This is a genomic window from Candidatus Rhodoblastus alkanivorans, from assembly GCF_022760755.1.
GTDB classification, from domain to species: Bacteria; Pseudomonadota; Alphaproteobacteria; order Rhizobiales; family Beijerinckiaceae; genus Rhodoblastus; species Rhodoblastus alkanivorans.
The window spans coordinates 1-21906 of sequence record NZ_JAIVFP010000004.1; the positions used below are offsets into that span (position 1 = coordinate 1).

Genomic DNA, 21906 nt, shown 5'->3' on the forward strand with positions numbered 1-21906 from the left:
CAACCGCGACCTTGGCGTCAAGAACGGCATGCTGGGGGAGGTGACGGGCGTTTCCGAGGGGCGGCTCATGGCGCGGCTGGATAGCGCCGAGGGGCCGGGCCGGGGGCGGGAGGTCTCGGTCGCGATGTCGGACTATGCGGCGATCGACCACGGCTATGCGACGACGATTCACAAATCGCAAGGGGCGACGGTCGACCGCGCCTATGTGCTGGCGTCGGAGGGGATGGACCGGCACCTGACCTATGTGGCGATGACGCGGCATCGCGAGGACGCGATGCTTTACGCCGGGCGCGACGAATTCAAGGGCGTGCGCGATTTGCGCGAGCGGCTGTCGCGGTCGGGAGCGAAGGAGACGACGCTGGATTACGCCGAACGGCGAGGGATCGCGGCGGAGCTCGGGATCGCGAGCCGGATCGAGGTTCCGCGCAGGGTTCAGGAGCTTGGGCGGGCGGCGCTGTCCGACGATGATCGTGCACGGGCCGAGAAGGAGGCCAGGCGGGAGAAGGGGCGCCGGGATCGCCCGGCGCCGGAACAGAATGGGGGGAGGCCGCCCGGACCGGCGCCCGCGCGTCCGGACGCGATCGCCGCCAGACAGACTGAGCAGGACTCGCTCGCCAGGCGGGCGCCGAGGGAGGCGCGCGAGACAGAGTCTTCACGGGAAGATCCGTTGCTGGCGTTGGCGCGGTCGGTTCTGGCGCGCAAGGAAGAGCGCGAACGGCCGGGCGCCGGGGCAGAACCGGCCGCGCCGGCCGACGCGCGGACGCGGGAGGCGGTGGCCGCCGCCCGGCAAGCCTATCAAACGGCGCGGGGCGTGGCGGAGGCGCGCGCGGCCTATGAGGCGGCGCGGGCGCGGGAAATCGAGGCGGCGCGCGTGGCGCAGGAAGCGCGCCAGAAGGCCGAGGCGGAAGCTCAGCGGAAAGCCGAACAGGAACGTCAGGCGGAGCAGGAGCGCGGGCAACGGCAGCGCCGGTCCTACGGCATGGAGATGTAGGGAGCGGCGCTCGCGGCGGCGTATCCGCGCCGGCGGTATTGCGAAGCAATGGATTGTGGAGAGTTTCGAGCGATGACGGAGGCGCAGGAGCAACTGGCGCGGATCGGGGCGGCGATCACCCACGCCGAGACGTTGCAAAAACAAGCCGAGACGGCGCATAGGACAATCGTCGCGCAGACGCTCTCGCTGCAAAAGAGCGTGGCGCAGTTGCTGGTCGGGATCGAGGAGCGTTCGAACGGCCTCGGCGCGCAGGAGGAGCGATTGGCGACCCAAATCGCCGCTTTCACAAAACAGGTCGAACAACTCGGCCCGCAGGCGTTCGCGGGCGGCAAGGCCGCCGTGGCGGGAGAAGTTCGCGCCGCGCTGAAAGACGCGGCGTCGGTCGTCGGCGTCGCAGCCGAGAACGTCACGGCGCCGGTGCGGGCGACGCTGACGGCGAGCCTCGCCGCAATCGACAAAGCGCAAGCGTCGCTCATAGAGGCGCGCGAGCGACTGTCCTGGCGCGCCCTGGGGCTCATCGGCGCGACGGCGCTCGGCGCCCTCATGCTCGCCGGCGCCGGCGGCTATGCGATGATCGGCTGGCAGCGCGCCGAGATAGCCGCCGCCCGGGAAGAGCTGGCGCGCCTTCAAGAACGCGCCCGGGCCGTCGCCGCGACGGTCGAAGAGATGGAGGAGAAAGGCCGCGCGCTCGACGCCAAAGGCGTGCGCTTCCCGACCGACACATGTCGGGATCAGAAGGGCAAGACCCATCTCTGCGTCGAGATCGACGCCCAGGCGGTGGAGTTCACGTCGGCGGACGATCGCCGCCATTATCGCATTCCGAAGGGGTTTTGAGGCGGCACTGGTTGGTCAATAGCACTCACCCCTCCCTATCCGCCGCGTCATTGGCGGCGAGATCGAGGTAGAGAATCAAGCGTTGGCGACCCGGTCGCCGTCCTGCTTCGCCGCTGGGACGGAAGCCTAATTTTTCGAGGAGGCGCCAGGATGCAATATTCTCAACGCGACACTCGGCTGTTATGTGGCGAGTCGGAAACGTTCCGCGCAGCATCGCGATTACCGCCATCGCGGCTTCCGATCCGAAACCAAGTCCATGTAAAGAACTCTTGATCCAATAGCCGATCTCGATCTCGTTCTCGCCATGGAGATGCGTGCCGATTACGCCGACGAGTACGAGGTCATCGCGGTCCCAAGCGCCGATAAAACAGTCGCGATCGTCCTTTTCGCCGATGATAAGAGCAGCGGCGTCATCCGAGGTGAACGGATTTGCCAGAAAGTGAACGGCATTTGTAATTACAGGATCATTCGTTATCTCTTGCAACGCGGTGGCGTCATCGCAAGTCAATGGCGTGAGGCGAAGACGCTGGGTTTCAATTGTGGGGAAATTGGACAGATTCATAGCGCTCTCCGGTTGGAGAGCCGCTGCTATAAGGCCGGGACGGAAGAATTTAGGAATGCGGGTTAAGACCATGCCGGCATAATCGCAGCGGCGATGGTCAATTTATGACGACGCGCCGCTCCTATCGATAAGAGCGCCACCAATAAAACAGCGAATGGTTCGCAACGTCGACCATGAATTCGCCATGCCATGCCCAACCTTGCCAGTCAAGAGGCTTTTAGGTCGGCGAGAAATGCTTCCGAAAATGGGACTGTCGTTGTTTGCAGAGCAATCGTCAACCGATTGCCGGCCCTTTTAGTTCGACGACATTCCCTTCGGGATCCTTGATGTAGATCGACAGTCCTTGGCCCTCCGCGCCATAGCGTGAAGTGGTTTCGCCGGCCTCCACGTTATGTGCTGCGAGGTGGCTGCGGATCTTGCTCTCGTCGAAAGGGTCGACCCGGAAGCAGAAGTGATCGAGATTGCGTCCTTCCCTTCCCGGCGTGCCGCCGCCGGCGCGCCCGAGCTGGCCATCGACTGGCGCGAGATCAAGCAGCGAACGCCCTGCCCTGAGCTGCACAATACCGAGGGCGTCGTTTCGCCGTTCGATCGCGCAGCCAAGCACGTCGCAATAGAATTTCAGCATCGCGTCGAGATCTGCGACGCGAAGCACGAGATGATCGATCTCCCGGATTCGTATCATGGCGTCTCCTTTGGAGTCTTCAGATGGGTCGATGGTCATCGGCCTCTGTAGACAGTGTCAATCTTTGGTGCACCGCTTCCTCCATCGCCCTCCATCGCCGCAGCTTCTCCAAGGCCGAGATCGCCAAGATCATCGACACGGTGCTGGCCGAGGAAGGCCGCTCGCCCGAAAGCATTTCGTGCCAGGACATTTCAAGGCCGAATACGACCAGGATAATCTTGCCGATAGGCTTGGACAGATCAGGCAGCGGAGTCGACATCCGCCAGATGCAGCTCATTCATCAAGTTTGAAACGAAGTCCCTGAGAACCAGGACGCGCCGTTCGGCAATTTCTCTGCCTGCCCGCGTGTTCATTTTGTCGGGCAAATGAAATAGTTTCGTTTGAAAATGATCCAAGGTGAACCGACGGTCATTCAGGGAGCGGCTTTCGGCAAGGGGGTCATCCGGGTCGAACAAATTCGCACCCAAAGTAGAGCCCACGGCGAATGCGCGCGCCAATCCGATAGCGCCAAGGGCCTCGATGCGATCCGCGTCCTGAACGATGCGCGCTTCGTTCGACGTCGGCGGTATCCCCGCCGAAAAGCTGTGCGCGGCGATCGCGTGATGCAGTTTTGCGGTCTTCTCAGGGGGAAATCCATGGCAGGACAGGAGCTCTACAGCTCTGTCCGCGGAATGGGTCGACGTGAGTTCCCGCAGGGACGAGTTTTTGGGATAATTGCGAATATCGTGGAAGTAGGCAGCCGCCATCAGAACCAATAGGTCTGCCTCGATCGCATCGCGAGCCATGATTGCCAGGCTAAGCCGCCATACTCTGCGGCAATGAGAAATATCATGCGATGCGTCCGATGGACTCTGCTCGCCGGCGATGGCGTCGCAAATACTTATCCATTTCTCCATTTCGCAGAGCCTGCCATCCCGAGCTTCTGTCATGATTGGTCTCGCGGTGCCGTTCTGAATCAGCCTGCGCAGCGGCTTGCGCTGCGCCAAATTAGACCATTCGTAAATCACCAATTTCGATGAAGGTCTCGCAGAGATCCTGTTTCGCTAATTTATCCTTTCGCGGCGAGGAGTTGCACGAGATGGCCAGGAAGATTGGTTCCAGTCCCCGCAGCATTGATCGTCTCAAAATAGTTATGCCATCCAGACGTCGCTATACCGGACAGAAGGGCGTTCAACGCCACTTCGTCGGGAAAACGCCAGATTGCAAAAAACTGTTGGGGCGCCGCATGCATTTTGGTCGCGTCGATCTCGCCCAGAGCTACGGCCTCGATGCCGAAAGCCGATAGGCCCGCCATGCCGGAGCTGATAAGCTCAAAGAACCGCTGCCGACCGTTCTGATCGAGCGCCACCCATGCGGGCTTTGGAGTGTAGAGTTCTACCAGATAGTGCGCCATACAGTGTTTCCTTTGGAGATCGTCAGTCCTTGCTATTGATTGACCGGAGGGCACGTTTGCAAATTCGGTAGGTCGCAGGGTTTGGGCTTTCCGCCGTCCAGCGAGCGCAAAGGCCACGGACCCATTCTGGTTGGTCTTTGGCCGCGTCATTCAGCCAGTTGCCAACGGAATCCTGCACATATGGAGCGGGATCGGCTCGCAGGGGTTCCAGAATCGGCAGCGCCTTTGCTGGCTGCTGTTTCAGCGCCACGATATGCGCGCACCACACGCCGCGTGGCCGGATTGCCTCGCTAGCGAAGCGCCGGAGCCGTTCGGAGGGATCGGTCGTCCATCCGGCAAGATTTGCAATCGCCTCGTTGAGATCGACGGCAAGGTGTGGCCGCACGGCGATCCATGACCATTCCCGCACTCCGAAATGATGATCATCAGCAAGGGGGCGGATCGCGGCAAGGCGATCCGTGAGCGTCACGCCATTAGTCGCACCGATCATGAAGCAGGCCCAGCTCCGTAACGTATCGGAGCGATGCTTCCGCAAATTGTCTATGGCGCCGGTGCCAAGGCGGTCATAGCTCAGACGAGCCGCTAGAGCCATGCGCTTGGAAATGCCGGTTTTGGCTTCGCACTCCATGATGGTCGCTGCGTCATCGCCCACTTCCGGCAAGACCACGCGCATCAGAGCTGCGAAATCAATAGCGAGGCATTCGGTCAACGTTGCGGCCTCGATTTCGCCTGCGTTGAGCATGGCAAGGCGAGCGGGGTCTACGTCTTTGACGCGCTGACTCGCGCGCTTCGAGGTGGCGTTCATGCGGGGACGCCGCCCGCTTCGCTGGCCATTCCCTCTTTCGCTCCGAGATCAGTGTTTCGCCATGCGTGCCGCAGCAAGCGGTCGAGCACCTGTCGTTCGTGGGCGCTGAATCCAGAGAAAAGCGAGTTGATCCATTGGGTATGATCGTTGAACAGGTCGCGTGCTGCTTTCTGTCCCTTCGCAGTCAGACGCACGATGACCTTGCGGCGATCTTCCATATCACCATGACGGGCAAGAAAGCCGTCGCGCGCTAGCCCGTCGAGAAGCCCGGTAATCGTCGCTCGCGTGACGCCTGCCCGTTCGGCCAGCTCGTATGGGGAAAGTCCTTCGGGAAGATCATGCAGCAGGAACAACAGCACGAACTTTCCTTCGGATAGTTGGTGTCGAGCGAGGCGTGCGGCGCAATCGCGGTTGATTGCGGAGGCAAGCGCCAGTAACTCAAAGCACAGCCGGATGTTAGCGGTTTCGAGTTTGCCTCGGCGTTGTGCTTCATCGAGCAAGGCGAGGTGCTTTCGTTCCAGCATTTCCATTAGCCACCATATAATATGGTGGCTAATTTAAGTCAATATTGCATAATTCAAGACTTTCGAGAATTTTCGTTGATCCTTGCGCCGCAAAGGCTTACGCTTCTCGAAAGATATGTCCGATAGTCCTGCCCCAAAACGCCTTGGTTACGCCCGCGTCTCGACCGTAGGGCAAACCCTCGAAGCGCAACTCGACCAGCTCAAGGCGGCGGGGTGTTCGCGCATCTATCGCGAGAAGGTTTCCGGCGCGAAAGTCGACCGCAAGGAACTCGGCAAGCTCGTCAAATCCATCGCGGCGGGCGATCAAGTGGTGGTGACGCGCATCGACCGGCTGGCGCGATCGACGTTCGAACTGTTCGCGATCGTGAAAAAAATTGTCGACGCGGGCGGGCAATTTCTCAGTCTCGCGGAGCCGTGGGCGGACACATCGACCAGCACGGGGCGGCTTATGATCGCCGTGCTCGGCGGCTTGGCTGACGTGGAGCGTGATTTGATCCGCACGCGCACAGGCGAAGGCCGCGCCCGCGCCAAAATGCGCGGTCAGCACATGGGGCGGCCCTCGAAAATGACGGCGGCGCAGAAGCAGGAGGCGCGGCAAAGGCGCAAAGACGGAGAATCCGTCGCCGACCTTGCTCGCTCCTACGGCGTGAGTCCGGCCGCCATCTACCGAACGATGGCTTGAGATTGAGGGTGGTTCATCGTCGTCAGCGCCGGCCGACGGTCTGCATCTTGGAGGCTTGCAGATCAGCTAGTTTGCCGCCAAATCTTGGTGCACACCATGGAGAGGAACGTGAGTCGCTCAGTTTGGTCTGTCATCGTCGGCCTGGCCGCCTTTGCCGTAACCACGACGATCGCCCACTTGATCGCTTCCTCTATTTGGCTAGGCTACGCGGTAGCAGCTCCTACCCGCGCATATACCCTGCCGATGCTCTTCGTGCGTTTGATCGTCGGCATAGCGGCGACTATCGGCGCCGGGTGGCTTGCATCAAGAATAGAGCGGAACAATTGGTACGCTGGGCTGTGGGTCGGGGTGTCTTTGCTAGCTATTTCAATCCCCTGGCACGCTCTCATTTGGTCCCAATATCCGATTTGGTATCACCTCGTTTGGCTTGGATCCGTGATCCCTGCCGCTGTGCTGTGCTGGGTAAGAGAGCCGGGCGCACGCCCGATCACGCTTTGAGCGAAGCCACGCGTGCTCCAACGAAAGAGGAAGCATGAGTAATGTAACACCCCGGATGATCGGCGCGGTGATTGCCGGGCTGGCCTTCTTTGGCGCGATGGAGGCGACTGGCAATGTCATAGCGATCCACGCCTGGCCCGCTTATGGCGCCGCCTTTCCCACCAGAGCCTTCACCCTGCCGATGCTGTTGGCGCGGCAGGCTTCGGGCGCAACGCTGACGATTCTTGCAGGCTGCCTGGTCTCCACAATCGCGAGACGGGATCAACGCACCGTGCTGTTAGAGCTGGCCTCGCAAATTTGAACAGTGAGATAAGGGCACCTCGAAAAATATGCCCCTTTTGGCCTGATGACCGGCGTTCGCGTTCGCAGCGCGGTAGATCGTTCAGTCCTTGGCCTCTCAGCGAGGCTGCCTGACGCCACCTGCTTCTCAGGTAGCAGCTTGATCGGGTCAGCTCACACGACCCAACGCGTGGCGCGCCGGTTCAGCCAGCCGCAGCCACCATCCTTTCAAGACAAACGAAGCGGCGCATGTTGTAGACGAGGTTCGTCATTCCGATTTTGCACCGCGCGCGGACGATGCCGATGGTGCGCACGAGTTCGGCTCGCATGCCGTTCTTTTGATCCCCAAATACATGCTCGACGCGGGCGCGCACCTTCGAGCGTGTCGTATTGGCGGCCGTCTGCGCCTCGCTGAGTTTGCGATTGCGATAGGCCCGGCGATGAATGCGGCTCTTCAGGCCGCGCTCGGCGAGTTTTTCCTCGATCTCATCGCTGCGATAAGCACTGTCTGCCCACACATCCGAAGCCGTGTTATCCGAATCAAGAATGTCTTCGAACTTTTGACTGTCGTGCACGCTCGCGTCGCTCACCACGTAGCGGCGCACCAATTTGTGGCGGCGGTCGACGCCGATATGGTTCTTGTAACCGAAATACGAGCGTTCATGCTTCTTCGTCCAGCGCGCGTCCTTGTCCTTCTGGCGGTTCTTGGCCGGCTTGGATTTCCAGTCTTCCGGCGTCTTGCCTTCCTTGATCGCCTCGTTGTCCTCGCGCGAATTGTGTTGCTTGGGCGCCGACACGATCGTCGCGTCGATGATCTGACCGCCCCTGGCGAGATAGCCCTTGGTCTTCAAGAACCCGTCAAACAGATCGAACAGCCCTTCCACCGCGCCCGCCTTGGCCAGCGCCTCGCGATAGAGCCACAAAGTCTTGGCGTCGGGAACCGCGTCTTCAAGGCCAAGGCCGAGAAAGCGCATGAAGGAGAAGCGATCACGAAGCTGGTATTCCGCCTGATCGTCGGAGAGATTGTAGAGCGCCTGCAACACCAGCGCCTTGAAGATCACGACTTCATCCCAAGGCTTGCGTCCCGCCGAACTCTTGCGTTCCGCTTCGCTCCTGCGAAGCTCGCCTTTAATCAGCGCCGCCTTCAGCTTCGGCCGGAAAGATTCGAACGGAACCATCGCCGCAATCGCAGTATCCCTTCGGTGGCGGCCGCCTTCCGTTGAGATCGGATTTGGCGGAGAGATCGCTCTTACGAGCGCTGATACGAGCGCGCCTAAGAGTTGCTCATGGCCCATTCTATTTTGCTGACAGGTCCAGATCGTCGCCGCTCCTGGTCCGATGACGAGCGGCGCGAGATTTTGGCGGAAGCCTTCGCTCCGGGCGCGATCGTGGCCGCGGTGGCGCGGCGTCGCGAGGTTTCGACCGGCCTCATTTACACGTGGCGTCGGAACGCCATGCGCGAGAGCGGCGCGCCGTTTTTACGCGCGCTTGTCACCCATGATCCGCCGCCGGCGGACAAACCGACACCTCAATTGGCGCCTGCAATCGTCGTGGATCTGCCCGGGGGCGCGCGGGTCAGCATCAGCGCGTCGGCGTGCGCCGATTTGATTGCCGCGACATTGCGGGGCCTGCGATGATTCCGATCCCAAGCGGCGTCCGGGTCTGGATCGCGACAGGCCACACCGACATGAGGCGCGGCATGCAAGGCCTCGCGCTTCAGGTTCAGGAGGGGCTTCAACGTGATCCGCACGCTGGCGATCTGTACATTTTCCGGGGGCGCCGCGGCGATCTGGCGAAGATTCTCTGGCATGACGGCGTCGGGCTGTCTCTTTACGCCAAAAGATTGGACCGGGGAAAGTTCATCTGGCCGTCGGCATCCGATGGCGCTCTGTCGATCTCGGCGGCGCAGATGGCCTACATGCTTGAAGGAATTGATTGGCGTAATCCACAATTGACCTGGCGGCCAAAGAGCGCTGGGTGAGCGTGAAAAAAACTCGGAGTCGGCCGCATTTTGGGGCGCCACGAATCGCAAAATATATGATTCACTGCGTCGCATGGCCCCCGCTCGTGACGCCCTTCCTGACGATATCGCCGCCCTGAAAGCGGCGTTGATTGTCGAGCGTGCGAACGCCGTTGAAGTCGCTGCGGAATTGGCCGTCGCCAGGGCCAAGGCGTCCGAAGATCTGGCGCTGATCGCGCAGCAGAAGCTGCGGATCGCCAAGCTGGAGCGCCAGATTTACGGACAAAAGTCGGAGCGCTCGGAGCGTCTGGTCGACCAGTTGGCGCTGGCGTTCGAAGAGGCGGAGGCCGGCGCCACGGAAGACGAACTGGCGGCGGAAAAGGCCGTCGCCCTGGCGACCAACGTGCGCGGATTTACGCGCAAACGTCCCGAGCGCAATACGTTCCCTGACCATCTTCCGCGCGAACGGGTGGTGATCGCGCCGCCGACGGCGTGCGAGTGCTGCGGTGGCAAAAGGCTGCGCAAGCTCGGTGAGGACGTGACGCGGACGCTGGAGTCGCAGCCCCGTCAGTGGAAGGTGGTCGAGACGGTGCGCGAGAAATTCACGTGCCGCGATTGCGAGAAGATCTCCCAGGCGCCCGCGCCCTTCCACGTCATTGCACGGGGATGGGCGGGGCCGAGCCTCCTGGCGATGATCGTGTTCGAGAAGTTCGGCCAGCACCAGCCTTTGAACCGTCAGGCCGAACGCTACGCCCTGGAAGGCGTGCCAATCGCGATGTCGACCATGGCGGACGCGGTGGGATCGGTTTGCGCGGCGCTCGCGCCGGTCCTGCGCCTGGTCGAGGCGCATGTGATGGCGGCCGAGCGGTTGCATGGCGACGACACCACCGTGCCCGTTCTGGCCGAGGGCAAGACCGACACCGGGCGATGTTGGGTCTACGTGCGCGACGACAAGCCCTTCGGCGGCGCCGGGCCGCCGGCGGCGATGTTCTATTATTCGCGCAATCGCCGGGGCGAGCATCCGCAGTCGCATCTGGCCGGATATTCCGGAATTTTCCAAGCGGACGCCTTTGAAGGCTACGGCAAGCTTTATCAGGCCGACCGAAAGCCCGGTCCGATCAAGGAGGCGGCGTGTTGGGTGCATGCGCGACGGCCGTTCTTCGCCATGGCCGACATCGAGGAGAACGCGCGGCGCAAGGCCGCCGGCAAGAAGGAGATTCCGCTGTCGCCCATTGCGATCGAGGTTGTGCGCCGCATCGACGCGCTGTTCGAGATCGAGCGGATCATCAACGGCAAAAGCGCCGCGGAGCGCCTGGCGGTTCGACAAAAGCTCAGCCGGCCACTGGTCGAGGATCTCCAGGTCTATATGCGCGAGCAAGCCGCCCGACTGTCGCGGGGGCATGATCTGGTCAAGGCGATCAACTACATTCTCAAGCGTTGGGCCGCCTTCACACTTTTTCTGGATGATGGCCGTGTTTGCCTTTCCAACAACGCCGCCGAGCGTGGCCTGCGCGGCATCGCCCTTGGAAGAAAATCGTGGCTGTTCTGCGGTTCGGATCGTGGGGGCGAGCGCGCAGCGGCGATGTACAGCCTTATTATCACCTGCAAGATGAACGGCGTCGACCCGCAGGCCTGGTTGGCCGATGTCCTCTCCCGCATCGCCGGCCACCCCGCGCACCGGCTCGATGAGCTGGCGCCTTGGAACTGGAAGCCGCAGGCGCCGGCCAACTCCGCTCAGGCCGCCTGACCGTGCACATCAACAAAGTCCATCACGTCAAGACGATCAGCCGCGTCGCCAGGGAGCTTGGCGAAGATGAGGACTGGCTGTTCGAAATCGCCATCGGCATGGAGGTCGAGGACGGCGTGATCTGGGTCTATGACACGTCCGAAGATGGCGAGATGGCCTTCACCGACTTCGGCATCGAGAACCTGATCGACCTCATCAAAATCCACAAAGACGATCCGACGATCATGGCGAGGCGATCAACCTGAAGCTAGCCGCCTGCGTGCTACGCCGGATGGATACCAATCGCAACAAGCGGATCGTTCTTTTCGTTGAGACTTTCATAGCGCCGGTTCAAATCAAAGAAGCCAAGCTGCCCCATGCCAACCTCCCCCGCTCAGAGCATGAGAACCTTGAATCTGATTTGACCGGTGTAGGCAACAGCCTATTTTTCGAGGCGCCCATAAGTGGATTTTCTGCCTGACGGCGGCGACGATGATCGCCGCGAATCAGGAGATGTGGGGGGGGGGTGACCGGTCTTTCCGCCGTCGTATTAAACCAACTTATGTCGGTGTGGTGGCTTCATTATCCGCTTTGGTATCGCCTGCTGTTTCTGTCCTACATCGTGCCCGGCTTTTTGCTAGGCGGTTGGCTGAACCATCGAGCCGCCAGTGCACTGAAGTCTTGAGATATGCACTTCCAGTTCAAGAGTCATTCGCGCTAGCCAGGAAGGATGCTTACGCGCCATCTTCAAATTTAGCCCGCTCAACCGATTTAAAAAATTTAGAAATCTGATCGATTGACTGAAGGTGATAGACATTCTTTGTGTATCGAGCCTCCTTGACGTACTCGCGATATTTTGGAGTCAAATGCTTGTGACACAGCCAGAGCACCCGGTAGCTGCTGAGCGAGCTTTTAAGAATTGGGCTATCTTTCGGCCAACCTTCTGGCGGATTGAGCCGACCAGTGACAAACCGTTTAGTCACCCACCAAAAATGAACACGTAGCGGGAGATCAACATAGACCAGACTGTCGGCCATGCTCAGGCGTGGCCACAGCGTGTCTGGGCTGCCGTATCCATCGATAATCCACCGATCTTCTGCCAGAATTGTTTCATGGGCGCGCTTGAATTCTTCCGGCGAAACCGGTGCGCCTCCTGCTCGATACTGAATCTTGTCAAGGACATGAAGAGGCAATCCCGTGATTTCCGAAAGCCGGATGCTGAGCGTCGATTTGCCACCTCCTGTATTGCCGAACACAGCGACTTTTTTCATCGCCCTCTCCCTGACACTCACGCGATAGGCCTTAGGTTCTGACTTTTGTCAGATCAGGCTCTGATAGCACGAATTGTCGCGCGCCAATCTGGATGAGAGAGCGTCGGGGTTATCGAAATTGGTGAATTTCGAGAACCGCGGCCATTGGTTCCATAATGAGCGTTGAGCGCCGTTGCGAAAGGTAGAGCCTTTGCAATAGCTGGTTGCCTAATTGCTGTATTGCCAGCAATTAGGCAAATCAGCCTTTGTCACTGAAATGCAAGCGCAAATCCGCCATGCGAATTATCATCGCGCGGCGTGGGTCAAAGGGCAGCTCCTGAAAGCCCCACTTCGCATAGAAGCCCCTCACGCTGTCATCGAGCGGATGGGTAATCACGCCCATGCCCCCGACGCTTTCGGAAACTCGTAGCGCGGTTTTCAGGGCGCAGTGCAGCAGGTCAACCGCATACCCCCTGCCCTGATAGGCCTTATCGACCGCGAGTTGCCCGAGCAGCGGCGCGGGCACGGGGTCAAGGCGATTGCGTTGCTGGGGCTTGGGCAGATACGCCCGCTCGATTTGTGCGGCGCTTAAGGCCACATAGCCGACGATGCGGCCCGTTTTCGCATCCGTGATCACGCTCACGCGTGACACGTCGTTGGCGTGGTTTACCCACGCATGGCGGCGGAACCAGTTGTTGAGGGATTCCCGACCGCAGTCGAATTCCCTGCGGTCGTCGCTTTCGGCGAGCGGACGGGGCGGCGTGACCGCCGCCACTTCCTATCGCTCCCAAGACGGGGTGCGGCGTGCGAGTTCGGCGAGCGTCGGAACCGCCTCGGCAGGGCGGCTAATCCACGCTTCGAACGCTTCCCAGTCTTTGGCCGGAATGGTGATGACGGAGCGGTTCAGAACCTCGGCTTCCGCCGCCTCGATCGACCGACGCCGCATGAATTCGCTCAAGGTCGTGTGCGACTGCGCTGCCGCTTCTTCCAAAAGGGCGCGTTCATCGGAGGAAACCCGAACGCTTAGGACAGAGCTGCTCAAGGGCTGTTCTCTCATGTGTATGACATTAGCATACAAGAGGCGGGAATTCAATCAAATAGTGAAAGTTAAGCTAGGGTCGTGAACCGAACCGCTCCTGCCCTTCGCGGCGGTTTCGGCTCTATCGGGCTTTCATCCCTGACGCGCATTGCCTAATTGCTGGCAATACAGCAACTAGGCAAAATGCCTTGAAGGCAAGCCTTATTGCTGCTATAGCAGCAAGCATGAAAGTCCTTGCGATTCTGAGCCAGAAGGGCGGCGCAGGCAAAACCACCCTCGCCCTGCATATCGCCGCCGCCGCCGAGGCGGCAGGCAAGCCGTGCGCGGTTATCGACCTTGACCCGCAGGCGAGCGCGGCGGGCTGGAAGGATACCCGCGCCGACGAAGCCCCTGTCGTCGTCGCTCTGCCCCACACCCGCCTTGCCGCAGGCCTTCAGGCTGCCAAGGAAGGCGGGGCCAAGCTTTGCATTATCGACACTGCGCCCCATGCCGAGGCCGCCGCTATGGCCGCCGCGCGGGCCGCTGACCTCATCCTTATCCCATGCCGCGCCGGAATCCTCGATTTGCGGGCCATTGGCACGACGGCTGAATTTGTGAAGCTGGCGGGCAAGCGGGCTTTCGTCGTTTTGAACGCCCTTCCCCCTCGCGCCTCGCACATCTTGAGCGACGCACGGGAAGCCGTGGCCGTTCACGGGATCGATGTTGCGCCAGTGACTTTGCAACAACGCGCCGCCTACGGCCACGCGCTGACCGCAGGGCAGACCGCGCCCGAATACGAGCCTCAGGGCAAGGCCGCCGAAGAGGTTGCCGATTTGCGGAAGTGGCTGTTTTTTGAATTGAAGCTTTAGCAGCAATGCATATTGCCAGCAATTAGGCAAACAGCTATGCTGGCAAGCCAGCAACGCAGGAATTCCGCCCATGAGCCGCCGCCCCAGTCTCGCCGACACCATGAAAGCCGTTGCGGCCAAGGCCGCGCCGCCGTCCGTCCCGATGAAATCCGCTGCCCCGAAGCCCGTCGCGCGGGCGAAGGCGCAGAAGGAGGGGGAGGGCGAGCGCAAGCCATTCTTTGCGGCGACCCGCGAGGGTTTAAAGCGCATTACCGTCGCCGTCGCGCCGGACGAGCATAAGCGTCTCAAGCGCCTTTCGGTTGATGCGGGCCGTTCGATTGAGGATTTGATGCGCGAGGCGCTGGCCGACCTCTTCGCCAAGCACGATTGATATGCCTTTTTGCTGTGTTGCCTAATTGCTGGCAAAGCAGCATCTAGACAATTCATTCGCGCTCGCGCCGTTTTGCGTCCCGCCAGGCTTGCCGCTTGGCGGGCTTTTTCATGGGGGTAGGAGCCGTTGCCGGCGCAGCCCGGGGCCGAACCCCCCAAAATCTCCGACTTTACAGAGTTTGGCGACTCACGCACACTCACTAGTGCGAGTCGCGAGGTGATTCTTGGCTGCTAAGCTTCGTAAGCCGTCGGCCCCGAGTATGGCTGTCATCCGTAAGAGACAGCGTGAGGCTGGATTTTACGAGACGACGGTGTTCGTTCACGAGCGCGTCAGAGACGCAATTGATCGAGCGATAGCCGAAGGGCGGTTCAAATCGCGACGCGCCGCAATGGAACATGCGATTCAATTCGTATTTCCAGTTCAGGACAGCAACGCAACGCCGCGCTGACCCCTGAAAAGCAAAACGGCCGGGTGTTGGAAGCACCTGGCCGTTAATGACGACTGTGGGAGCCGCCAGAAGATAACGGCGAAAATCTCCCACAGGCTACGGATCGTGTCAACGCGAAACCCTCTGGTTTCGCGAAGGGCGGAGCTTTGTTTTCAACCCGGCGAGAACTCTCTCGCCGGGAACGGAGAGTTGCGCCCTCAAGCGACCCGCGGCTCGTCGCTGATTAGGAGGCTCAGGCGGCCCCTTAGGAGGGGCCTGTGACAGCGATAGACCTATTGACCGCGATTGCCGGCGCGAAATCCCTAGCGGCGCTGGACGGCTTTTGCCGGGCGGTGTGGAGCGATTGGGGAGCGGGGCGGCTGACCGACGAGCAGGCGCAGAGTCTCGCGGAGACGATCGAGGCGCGGCGGCGCGAGGTGCGGGGAGTCGACCGGCTGGCGGTCCGCGCCCCGCAGGTGGCGGCGCAGGCGCGGGCGGCGGGACGGCCGAGCCATTTCCCGCCCAAGCACAAGGCGGCGCGGTCGCCTGATCGGCGCGCGTCGATCGCGCGGCGCCGGACGCTCGCGGCGTCCGGGCCAATGCCGCCGCAGCTCGCCAGCCAGTTCACGACCGGGGAGCTCGCGGCCTTGCGGATCGTCGCCGACGCCGTGCGCGATCGAGGCGCCTGCATGTTGACCCTGGGGGAGATCGCGGCGCGGGCGGGGATTTGCGTCACCACCGCCAGGAACGCGCTGCGGACGGCCGCGCGCGATGGGCTCGTCACCATCGAGGAGCGGCGGCGCGACAAGCGGCCAAACCTCGCCAATGTGGTGCGGGTCGTGTCGCGGGAATGGAAGACGTGGATCGAGCGAGGCCCGAAACGGAAGGCGCAAGGCCGCGCTGGCGCGGCCGAGGGGGGAGGGTGCAAAAAATCAGGGGCCACGGATAGAGATTCTTTCAGAATCTTACGCGGAGACCGCGTTTCACGCGGTCAACTTTCCCAAAATCCCCTTCGCAAGACGCCAAACGGCGTCTTGCGGCGGACATAAGCTTTACGCGGCTTCGCCGCGAAGAGGCTTTTCGATGAAAAGAGGAGCGGCGAGGTTCGGTAAAACGAACAGCGGGGAGGAAGCTTGAGCCGATTCCGAGGCCAGCGATTTCTGTTTCGGGCGGCTCTCGATGGTGTTAAATCCTATAGAACATTATTGGAGGGTCCGATGCGTAGCACCCAGCAGTTCAGCGTGACGCTGCCGACGGAAATGGCGCAAATGGTCAGGGCAAAGGTATCGTCTGGCGATTACGCCAGCGAAAGCGAGGTGATTCGGGACGGTTTGCGCGCCTTGCAGGCGCGCGACCGCGCGGTTGAGAATTGGCTGCGACAAGAGGTTGTCCCGGCCTATGACGCCATGAAGGCCGATCCGTCGCGCGGGCGATCCACCGCCGATGTGCGCGCCTCGCTCGCGGCCGAACATGAGCGGGCGACGAAGAAGACTCCCTGATGGAGTCCTATCGCGTCATTTTCTCGCCGGAAGCCGAGGCGCAGCTTGTCGCTCTCCATAGGCGGATTTCCGAGAAGACAGCGCCGACAATCGCCGATCGTTTCACCGGAGCGATCGTCGATTATTGCGAGAAGCTGGAAACCTTCCCAGAACGCGGAACGCGCCGCGACGATTTGCGACCCGGGCTGCGCACGATCGGATTCCGCCGTCGCGTCACAATCGCTTTTGCGGTCGAAGCCGACGCCGTGACGATTATCGGCATTTTCTATGGCGGTCAGGATTTCGAAGCGGCGTTGCAGATCGACGAGGCGTGACCCCAAGGGTGGTTCGGAGGACGTAAAATGGCCGAGATCGGCAACAAGGACTGGGAAACGCTGCATGACAATTTCGACACGTCGGACTTGTTGAAGGCGGTCGATTGTCTCGACGCTTTGCGGGGGCTGCTGAGCGACCGCGAGCATTTCCAGCCGGTTCTGCGGGGCGAGCTTTTGAAACTGCATGGACTGGCGATGAAGGTGATCGGCGAGGGGGCGCTCGCCGGCGCGCCGGACATGTTCGAGCTGGCGGCGGATCTGCAGGATCAGGTCAGCGAGATGGCGGACGAAATCGACCAGATCGCGGAGACGCTGACGCGACTGCTATCGTTACGCCCGAAGAGCTTGGACGAGGTCTGAGGCCGTCGAAACGATGAGCAAGACTATCCACAGCCGCGTTGTCGATTCTTGCTGTTCGCCAAGAGCGGATCGCATCGCGGGAGTGTCTTCGACAACGCCCGCTTCCTCCGCGTCCGTTCCGTTCAGCAGATCGGCGAACAGCGCCCCTTTTGCGGGGCTTTGAACCTTGTTCTGATCTTGTACGCCAAGGCGGCCCGCCGGGGCGAAATCGCGCGATTTCCTACGCCATAATTTCCAGCAGATCGGCGAATTCGCGCAGGATAAATTGGCGTTCAAGCGGCCAGCGCTCTTCCAGCCCGCCATAACCATAGGAAGCCCAGCAGGCGGCGACGCCGGCGTTCCAGGCGAATTCGAGATCGACGCCGGTATCGCCGACGACGAGAACCTCGTGGTCCTGGACATCCGGAAACAGCGGCTTGATCTCCTCATGATAGAGCGCCGGATGCGGCTTCCGATGGCGCGTCACGTCTGCGCCAAAAGGCTTCGCAATCAGCTCCTCGAGGTCGAATTTCGACAGGGCGGCGCGAATGGCGTCGACGCCCTTGTTGCTGACAATCACAACGTCGACGCCGCGCTGGTTGATCTCCTTCAGCGTTTTCCGCACGCCCGGGAAAAGCCGGGAACGGCGTCCCTGTTCGGTTTTGTAGAAGGTTCGATATGTCTGAACCGAGAGAGAAAGCTCCTGCGACGAAAGCGGACCAGCGCAAAGCCGGCGGAGGGAGTCCTCCAGGCTCAGCCCGGTGGTCGCACGGACGGCGTCGCGATCGGGCGCGCTGAAGCCGTTCGCCTCGAAGGTCCGCTTCATGCACCAGGCAACGTCATCGAGCGTTTCCACGAGCGTTCCGTCGAAATCGGCAATGAGCAAGCGATAGCGGTTGGACATGCCGTCTGCTTCAATAGGGCGCCTCGAAAAATAGGCTGTTGCCTACACCGGTCAAATCAGATTCAAGGTTCTCATGCTCTGAGCGGGGGAGGTTGGCATGGGGCAGCTTGGCTTCTTTGATTTGAACCGGCGCTATGAAAGTCTCAACGAAAAGAACGATCCGCTTGTTGCGATTGCGGCGATGGTTCCGTTCGAATCTTTCCGGCCGAAGCTGAAGGCGGCGCTGATTAAAGGCGAGCTTCGCAGGAGCGAAGCGGAACGCAAGAGTTCGGCGGGACGCAAGCCTTGGGATGAAGTCGTGATCTTCAAGGCGCTGGTGTTGCAGGCGCTCTACAATCTCTCCGACGATCAGGCGGAATACCAGCTTCGTGATCGCTTCTCCTTCATGCGCTTTCTCGGCCTTGGCCTTGAAGACGCGGTTCCCGACGCCAAGACTTTGTGGCTCTATCGCGAGGCGCTGGCCAAGGCGGGCGCGGTGGAAGGGCTGTTCGATCTGTTTGACGGGTTCTTGAAGACCAAGGGCTATCTCGCCAGGGGCGGTCAGATCATCGACGCGACGATCGTGTCGGCGCCCAAGCAACACAATTCGCGCGAGGACAACGAGGCGATCAAGGAAGGCAAGACGCCGGAAGACTGGAAATCCAAGCCGGCCAAGAACCGCCAGAAGGACAAGGACGCGCGCTGGACGAAGAAGCATGAACGCTCGTATTTCGGTTACAAGAACCATATCGGCGTCGACCGCCGCCACAAATTGGTGCGCCGCTACGTGGTGAGCGACGCGAGCGTGCACGACAGTCAAAAGTTCGAAGACATTCTTGATTCGGATAACACGGCTTCGGATGTGTGGGCAGACAGTGCTTATCGCAGCGATGAGATCGAGGAAAAACTCGCCGAGCGCGGCCTGAAGAGCCGCATTCATCGCCGGGCCTATCGCAATCGCAAACTCAGCGAGGCGCAGACGGCCGCCAATACGACACGCTCGAAGGTGCGCGCCCGCGTCGAGCATGTATTTGGGGATCAAAAGAACGGCATGCGAGCCGAACTCGTGCGCACCATCGGCATCGTCCGCGCGCGGTGCAAAATCGGAATGACGAACCTCGTCTACAACATGCGCCGCTTCGTTTGTCTTGAAAGGATGGTGGCTGCGGCTGGCTGAACCGGCGCGCCACGCGTTGGGTCGTGTGAGCTGACCCGATCAAGCTGCTACCTGAGAAGCAGGTGGCGTCAGGCAGCCTCGCTGAGAGGCCAAGGACTGAACGATCTACCGCGCTGCGAACGCGAACGCCGGTCATCAGGCCAAAAGGGGCATATTTTTCGAGGTGCCCAATAGTTTGAGCGTCAAATGTCCACGGGTATGGTGTCCGGGCGCATGGTGGCGCCTGATCGAACTGGCGGGCTCTCGTTCTCCACGTCGGGCTGCGTGTCGCTCCTTTCGTCGCGGGCGTTGGAAGGAGTCACGACCGCCGCCGCCGATGTTTCATTGCCGAGCAGATCGACGAACAGGGCCTTGTCGGCATCGCGGGATAGGAAGGTCGGCAGCTCGCGTTTCACGTAATCACGAAGCGTCGATCCGAAGGCGCGATCGTTTTCGAGACGGTGGAGGAGGAAGGCGCCGCCGAGCAGGACCTTGCGGCGCGTGTCGTTAGTGCGCTGCTGTTTGGAGAGGCGGGCTTGCAGGGATTTCTTCTGCGCTTCGAGTTGGGCGATGCGTTCGGCAATGCTCTTCTTGGCCACGGCTCATTCCTAAAGGTCGAATCTGCGGCGACCGTAACGGGATTTCCCTCGAAGGCCAAGCCATGGTTCATCGTGAATGCGGCGCGGGGTCACATCGTCCGACAGTTTCGCGTCAACAATGCACATTGCCGCCGTGATCAGCAACCGCGCAGCGGCGAACACCTGAGGCAGAACGAGCGCAGCGAGAGATGTTGAAGGGCGCACTTACGAGTTGCTTCGCAACTCAGGCGCTGGTATGGCTGTCAGGCGGCGCGATAGATTCCTAAAGGGATCGGCGCTGCTTGCCAGTGTCATTTGTAGGTGTTTGGTTGAGCGCGTTTCCTTGTCTTCGTTTCCGCACGGTCTCCCTTGGCGATCTATCATCTCTCCATGAAGCCGATCTCGCGGGCGTCGGGGCGCAGCAGCGTGGCGGCGGCGGCTTATCGCGCGGGTGAGAAGCTCACCAACGAACGCGACGGGCTGACGCACGACTTCACAAGGCGAGAGGGCGTCGAACACGCGCAGATCGTGATTCCGCAGGGCTCGGAGGCGGAATGGGCTTTGGATCGTTCGGCCTTGTGGAACGCCGCCGAGCAGGCGGACAAGCGCAAGGACGCGCGGGTGGCGCGCGAATTCGAGATCGCACTGCCGCATGAGCTTTCCGCCGAGCGGCGTCTGGAATTGACGCGAGCGTTCGCGCAAGGGCTCGCCGATCGCTACAGGACGGCAGTCGATTTTGCGATTCATGCTCCGCACGGGGCCACTGACGTTCGCAATCATCACGCGCATCTCATGATGACGACGCGGGCTGTGAGCGCGGAAGGATTGGGCGAGAAGACGGCGATCGAGCGAGAGAACAAATGGCTTGCCGCGCACGCTATGGCGAGTTCGCAGGTTCAGCTTCGAGAAATCCGCCAGGCGTGGGAGCAGGTCGCCAACGAACATCTGGCGCAGGCGGGGTTCGAGATTCGGATCGATCACCGCTCGCATCAGGAGCGGGGGCTCGAGATCGAGCCGACCGAGCATATGGGGGTGCATGCGACGCAGATGGAGCGGCGCGGCAAGGATGTTTCGCGCACGCGGCTGGATAGAGAGGCGGCGCGGCGCAACGCGGAGCTGATCCGGCAGAAGCCGGAACAGGTTCTGTCGATTGTGACGGGCGAAAGGAGCGTGTTCGACCGGCGCGACGTGGCGCGCGCGCTGCATCGCTATATCGACGGGGCGGAAGAATTCCAGAACGCCTTCGCCAAGGTGATGGGCTCGCCGGCGCTGGTCGAATTACAGGCCGAACGGCGAGGGCCGGACGGAAGCGTCATTGAGGCTGCGCGCTATTCGACGCGGGAGATGGTCGAGATCGAGCGCGGGATGGCGGAGAGCGCCGGCCGCTTGGTCGAAGCGCGCGAACATGGCGCAGCGTGGCGGCATGTCGAGGCCGCTTTGGCGGCACGGCCGTTTCTTTCTGGGGAGCAGCGGGAGGCTGTGCGCCATGTCACGGGGGAGGCGCGCCTCGCCGTCGTCGTCGGGCTGGCCGGGGCCGGCAAATCGACGATGCTTTCGGCGGCGCGGGAGGCGTGGGAGGCCGAGGGTTATCGCGTGCATGGGGCGGCGCTCGCCGGCAAGGCGGCGGAGGGGCTGGCGGAATCGTCGGGCATCGCCGCGCGCACCTTGGCGTCATGGGAGCATGGCTGGCAGAACGGGCGCGGCGAACTCTCCAAGGGCGACGTTCTGGTGATCGACGAGGCTGGAATGGTCTCGTCGCGGCAGCTGGCGCGGTTCGTGGGCGAAGCCGAGCGGGTGGGGGCGAAAATCGTGCTCGTCGGCGACCCTGAGCAGTTGCAGCCGATCCAGGCCGGGGCGGCGTTCCGGGCGGTGGCCGAGCGGGTGGGCTTCGTCGAACTGGAAGGGGTTCGCCGGCAAACGGCGGACTGGCAGCGGCAGGCGGCGGTGGATTTCGCGCGGCATCGGACGGCGGCGGGGCTCGCGGCCTACACCGAACGCGGCGCGGTGCGGTTCGCCGAGACGCGGGACGATGCGGTTTCCGCCATCGTTCGCGACGTTGTGCAGGACATGCGGGAGCGTCCCGACGGCTCGCGCCTAGTGCTGGCGCATCGACGCGCCGACGTGCGGGCGCTCAACGCCGCCATCCGCGAGGCGCGTCAGGATGCGGGGGCGCTGGCGCGGGGCGCCGAGGCGGGCGAGGTCTCCTTTTCGACCAACGACGGCGAACGGAAGTTTGTCGCCGGCGATCGGGTGATCTTTCTGGAGAA

General features: G+C 61.6%; 26 protein-coding genes and 3 pseudogenes. 16 read left to right on the forward strand and 13 right to left on the reverse strand.

Annotated elements, in window-relative coordinates:
* Together K2U94_RS20200 and K2U94_RS20205 are read left to right on the forward strand one after the other, a co-directional pair.
* Positions 1-991: pseudogene (locus K2U94_RS20200) on the forward strand (ATP-binding domain-containing protein); the annotation flags it as partial.
* Between the two features lie 72 nt (positions 992-1063).
* A complete protein-coding gene (locus tag K2U94_RS20205) occupies positions 1064-1825 on the forward strand; it encodes a hypothetical protein (RefSeq protein WP_243069085.1) in 762 nt (253 codons plus the stop codon).
* Positions 1826-1850: 25 nt separating this feature from the next.
* Here K2U94_RS20205 and K2U94_RS20210 read toward each other — a convergent pair whose 3' ends face one another.
* The 7 genes from K2U94_RS20210 to K2U94_RS20240 form a co-directional block, all read right to left on the reverse strand.
* Positions 1851-2387 carry a GNAT family N-acetyltransferase gene (locus K2U94_RS20210; RefSeq protein ID WP_243069086.1) on the reverse strand — a complete coding sequence of 179 codons (537 nt, stop codon included), beginning with the start codon at positions 2385-2387 and terminating at the stop codon, positions 1851-1853.
* A gap of 274 nt (positions 2388-2661) precedes the next feature.
* Positions 2662-3108 carry a VOC family protein gene (locus K2U94_RS20215; protein WP_243069087.1) on the reverse strand — a complete coding sequence of 149 codons (447 nt, stop codon included), beginning with the start codon at positions 3106-3108 and terminating at the stop codon, positions 2662-2664.
* The gene (locus tag K2U94_RS20220) at positions 3089-3328 is read right to left on the reverse strand and encodes a hypothetical protein (RefSeq protein WP_243069106.1); all 240 of its coding nucleotides are present in this window, start codon (positions 3326-3328) and stop codon (positions 3089-3091) included. The genes K2U94_RS20215 and K2U94_RS20220 overlap by 20 nt, the downstream gene beginning before the upstream one ends.
* A complete protein-coding gene (locus K2U94_RS20225) occupies positions 3309-4076 on the reverse strand; it encodes an HD domain-containing protein (protein ID WP_243069104.1) in 768 nt (255 codons plus the stop codon). Before K2U94_RS20225 ends, K2U94_RS20220 begins: the two co-directional genes overlap by 20 nt.
* Before the next feature lie 41 nt (positions 4077-4117).
* Positions 4118-4462, reverse strand: a complete 345-nt coding sequence (locus K2U94_RS20230) for a DUF6616 family protein (RefSeq protein WP_243069088.1) — start codon at positions 4460-4462, stop codon at positions 4118-4120.
* A gap of 22 nt (positions 4463-4484) precedes the next feature.
* Complete coding sequence (locus K2U94_RS20235; protein ID WP_243069089.1) at positions 4485-5267, reverse strand: DNA alkylation repair protein; 783 nt, start codon at positions 5265-5267, stop codon at positions 4485-4487.
* The gene (locus K2U94_RS20240; protein WP_243069090.1) at positions 5264-5797 is read right to left on the reverse strand and encodes a MarR family winged helix-turn-helix transcriptional regulator; all 534 of its coding nucleotides are present in this window, start codon (positions 5795-5797) and stop codon (positions 5264-5266) included. The genes K2U94_RS20235 and K2U94_RS20240 overlap by 4 nt, the downstream gene beginning before the upstream one ends.
* Before the next feature lie 109 nt (positions 5798-5906).
* On the opposite strand from K2U94_RS20240, the gene K2U94_RS20245 reads away from it, so the two are divergent.
* Both K2U94_RS20245 and K2U94_RS20250 read left to right on the forward strand, forming a co-directional pair.
* Entirely contained in the window at positions 5907-6473 is a 567-nt protein-coding gene (locus K2U94_RS20245) for a recombinase family protein (RefSeq protein ID WP_243069091.1), read from the forward strand.
* Between the two features lie 553 nt (positions 6474-7026).
* Positions 7027-7272, forward strand: coding sequence for a hypothetical protein (locus K2U94_RS20250; RefSeq protein ID WP_243069092.1), 246 nt, complete (start codon positions 7027-7029; stop codon positions 7270-7272).
* A 181-nt stretch (positions 7273-7453) separates the two neighbouring features.
* Here the strand turns inward: K2U94_RS20250 and K2U94_RS20255 are convergent.
* Positions 7454-8437, reverse strand: a pseudogene (locus K2U94_RS20255) (IS5 family transposase); the annotation flags it as partial.
* Between the two features lie 99 nt (positions 8438-8536).
* Between K2U94_RS20255 and tnpA the strand changes: the two are divergent.
* The 4 genes from tnpA (at position 8537) to K2U94_RS20275 (ending at position 11202) form a co-directional block, all read left to right on the forward strand.
* Positions 8537-8887, forward strand: coding sequence for an IS66-like element accessory protein TnpA (tnpA, locus tag K2U94_RS20260; RefSeq protein ID WP_272884932.1), 351 nt, complete (start codon positions 8537-8539; stop codon positions 8885-8887).
* The gene (tnpB, locus tag K2U94_RS20265) at positions 8884-9231 is read left to right on the forward strand and encodes an IS66 family insertion sequence element accessory protein TnpB (RefSeq protein ID WP_184428059.1); all 348 of its coding nucleotides are present in this window, start codon (positions 8884-8886) and stop codon (positions 9229-9231) included. The genes tnpA and tnpB overlap by 4 nt, the downstream gene beginning before the upstream one ends.
* Before the next feature lie 73 nt (positions 9232-9304).
* Positions 9305-10957: an IS66 family transposase gene (tnpC, locus tag K2U94_RS20270; protein ID WP_243068968.1), complete on the forward strand. Its 1653-nt coding sequence runs from the start codon at positions 9305-9307 to the stop codon at positions 10955-10957.
* 2 nt (positions 10958-10959) lie between these two features.
* Complete coding sequence (locus K2U94_RS20275; RefSeq protein WP_336606186.1) at positions 10960-11202, forward strand: hypothetical protein; 243 nt, start codon at positions 10960-10962, stop codon at positions 11200-11202.
* Positions 11203-11670: 468 nt separating this feature from the next.
* Here the strand turns inward: K2U94_RS20275 and K2U94_RS20280 are convergent, their stop codons facing one another.
* From K2U94_RS20280 to K2U94_RS20290, 3 genes are all read right to left on the reverse strand, one after another.
* Positions 11671-12207: an isopentenyl transferase family protein gene (locus K2U94_RS20280; protein ID WP_243069093.1), complete on the reverse strand. Its 537-nt coding sequence runs from the start codon at positions 12205-12207 to the stop codon at positions 11671-11673.
* Between the two features lie 238 nt (positions 12208-12445).
* On the reverse strand, positions 12446-12961 hold the full coding sequence (locus tag K2U94_RS20285) for a GNAT family N-acetyltransferase (protein ID WP_243069094.1): 516 nt from the start codon (positions 12959-12961) through the stop codon (positions 12446-12448).
* Positions 12962-12964: 3 nt separating this feature from the next.
* On the reverse strand, positions 12965-13243 hold the full coding sequence (locus tag K2U94_RS20290) for a type II toxin-antitoxin system TacA family antitoxin (RefSeq protein ID WP_243069105.1): 279 nt from the start codon (positions 13241-13243) through the stop codon (positions 12965-12967).
* 170 nt (positions 13244-13413) lie between these two features.
* Between K2U94_RS20290 and K2U94_RS20295 the strand changes: the two genes are divergently transcribed.
* The 6 genes from K2U94_RS20295 (at position 13414) to K2U94_RS20320 (ending at position 17043) form a co-directional block, all read left to right on the forward strand.
* The gene (locus K2U94_RS20295) at positions 13414-14073 is read left to right on the forward strand and encodes a nucleotide-binding protein (protein WP_243069095.1); all 660 of its coding nucleotides are present in this window, start codon (positions 13414-13416) and stop codon (positions 14071-14073) included.
* A gap of 70 nt (positions 14074-14143) precedes the next feature.
* Positions 14144-14443: a ribbon-helix-helix domain-containing protein gene (locus tag K2U94_RS20300; protein WP_243069096.1), complete on the forward strand. Its 300-nt coding sequence runs from the start codon at positions 14144-14146 to the stop codon at positions 14441-14443.
* A 705-nt stretch (positions 14444-15148) separates the two neighbouring features.
* On the forward strand, positions 15149-15919 hold the full coding sequence (locus K2U94_RS20305; RefSeq protein ID WP_243069097.1) for a hypothetical protein: 771 nt from the start codon (positions 15149-15151) through the stop codon (positions 15917-15919).
* 168 nt (positions 15920-16087) lie between these two features.
* Positions 16088-16369: a type II toxin-antitoxin system ParD family antitoxin gene (locus tag K2U94_RS20310; RefSeq protein WP_243069098.1), complete on the forward strand. Its 282-nt coding sequence runs from the start codon at positions 16088-16090 to the stop codon at positions 16367-16369.
* Positions 16369-16683: a type II toxin-antitoxin system RelE/ParE family toxin gene (locus K2U94_RS20315; protein WP_243069099.1), complete on the forward strand. Its 315-nt coding sequence runs from the start codon at positions 16369-16371 to the stop codon at positions 16681-16683. The genes K2U94_RS20310 and K2U94_RS20315 overlap by 1 nt, the downstream gene beginning before the upstream one ends.
* 27 nt (positions 16684-16710) lie before the next feature.
* A complete protein-coding gene (locus K2U94_RS20320; RefSeq protein ID WP_243069100.1) occupies positions 16711-17043 on the forward strand; it encodes a transposase in 333 nt (110 codons plus the stop codon).
* Positions 17044-17263: 220 nt separating this feature from the next.
* Here the strand turns inward: K2U94_RS20320 and K2U94_RS20325 are convergent, their stop codons facing one another.
* Positions 17264-17926: an HAD family hydrolase gene (locus tag K2U94_RS20325; RefSeq protein WP_243069101.1), complete on the reverse strand. Its 663-nt coding sequence runs from the start codon at positions 17924-17926 to the stop codon at positions 17264-17266.
* Positions 17927-18023: 97 nt separating this feature from the next.
* On the opposite strand from K2U94_RS20325, the gene K2U94_RS20330 reads away from it, so the two are divergent.
* On the forward strand, positions 18024-19082 hold the full coding sequence (locus tag K2U94_RS20330; RefSeq protein WP_243069102.1) for an IS5 family transposase: 1059 nt from the start codon (positions 18024-18026) through the stop codon (positions 19080-19082).
* A 290-nt stretch (positions 19083-19372) separates the two neighbouring features.
* On the opposite strand, the pseudogene K2U94_RS20335 reads toward K2U94_RS20330, so the two are convergent.
* Positions 19373-19660, reverse strand: a pseudogene (locus K2U94_RS20335) (mobilization protein); the annotation flags it as partial.
* Between the two features lie 348 nt (positions 19661-20008).
* Here K2U94_RS20335 and traA point away from each other — a divergent pair.
* Positions 20009-21906 (forward strand): Ti-type conjugative transfer relaxase TraA (gene traA, locus K2U94_RS20340; protein WP_243069103.1); only part of this gene is annotated, 1898 nt, incomplete at its 3' end.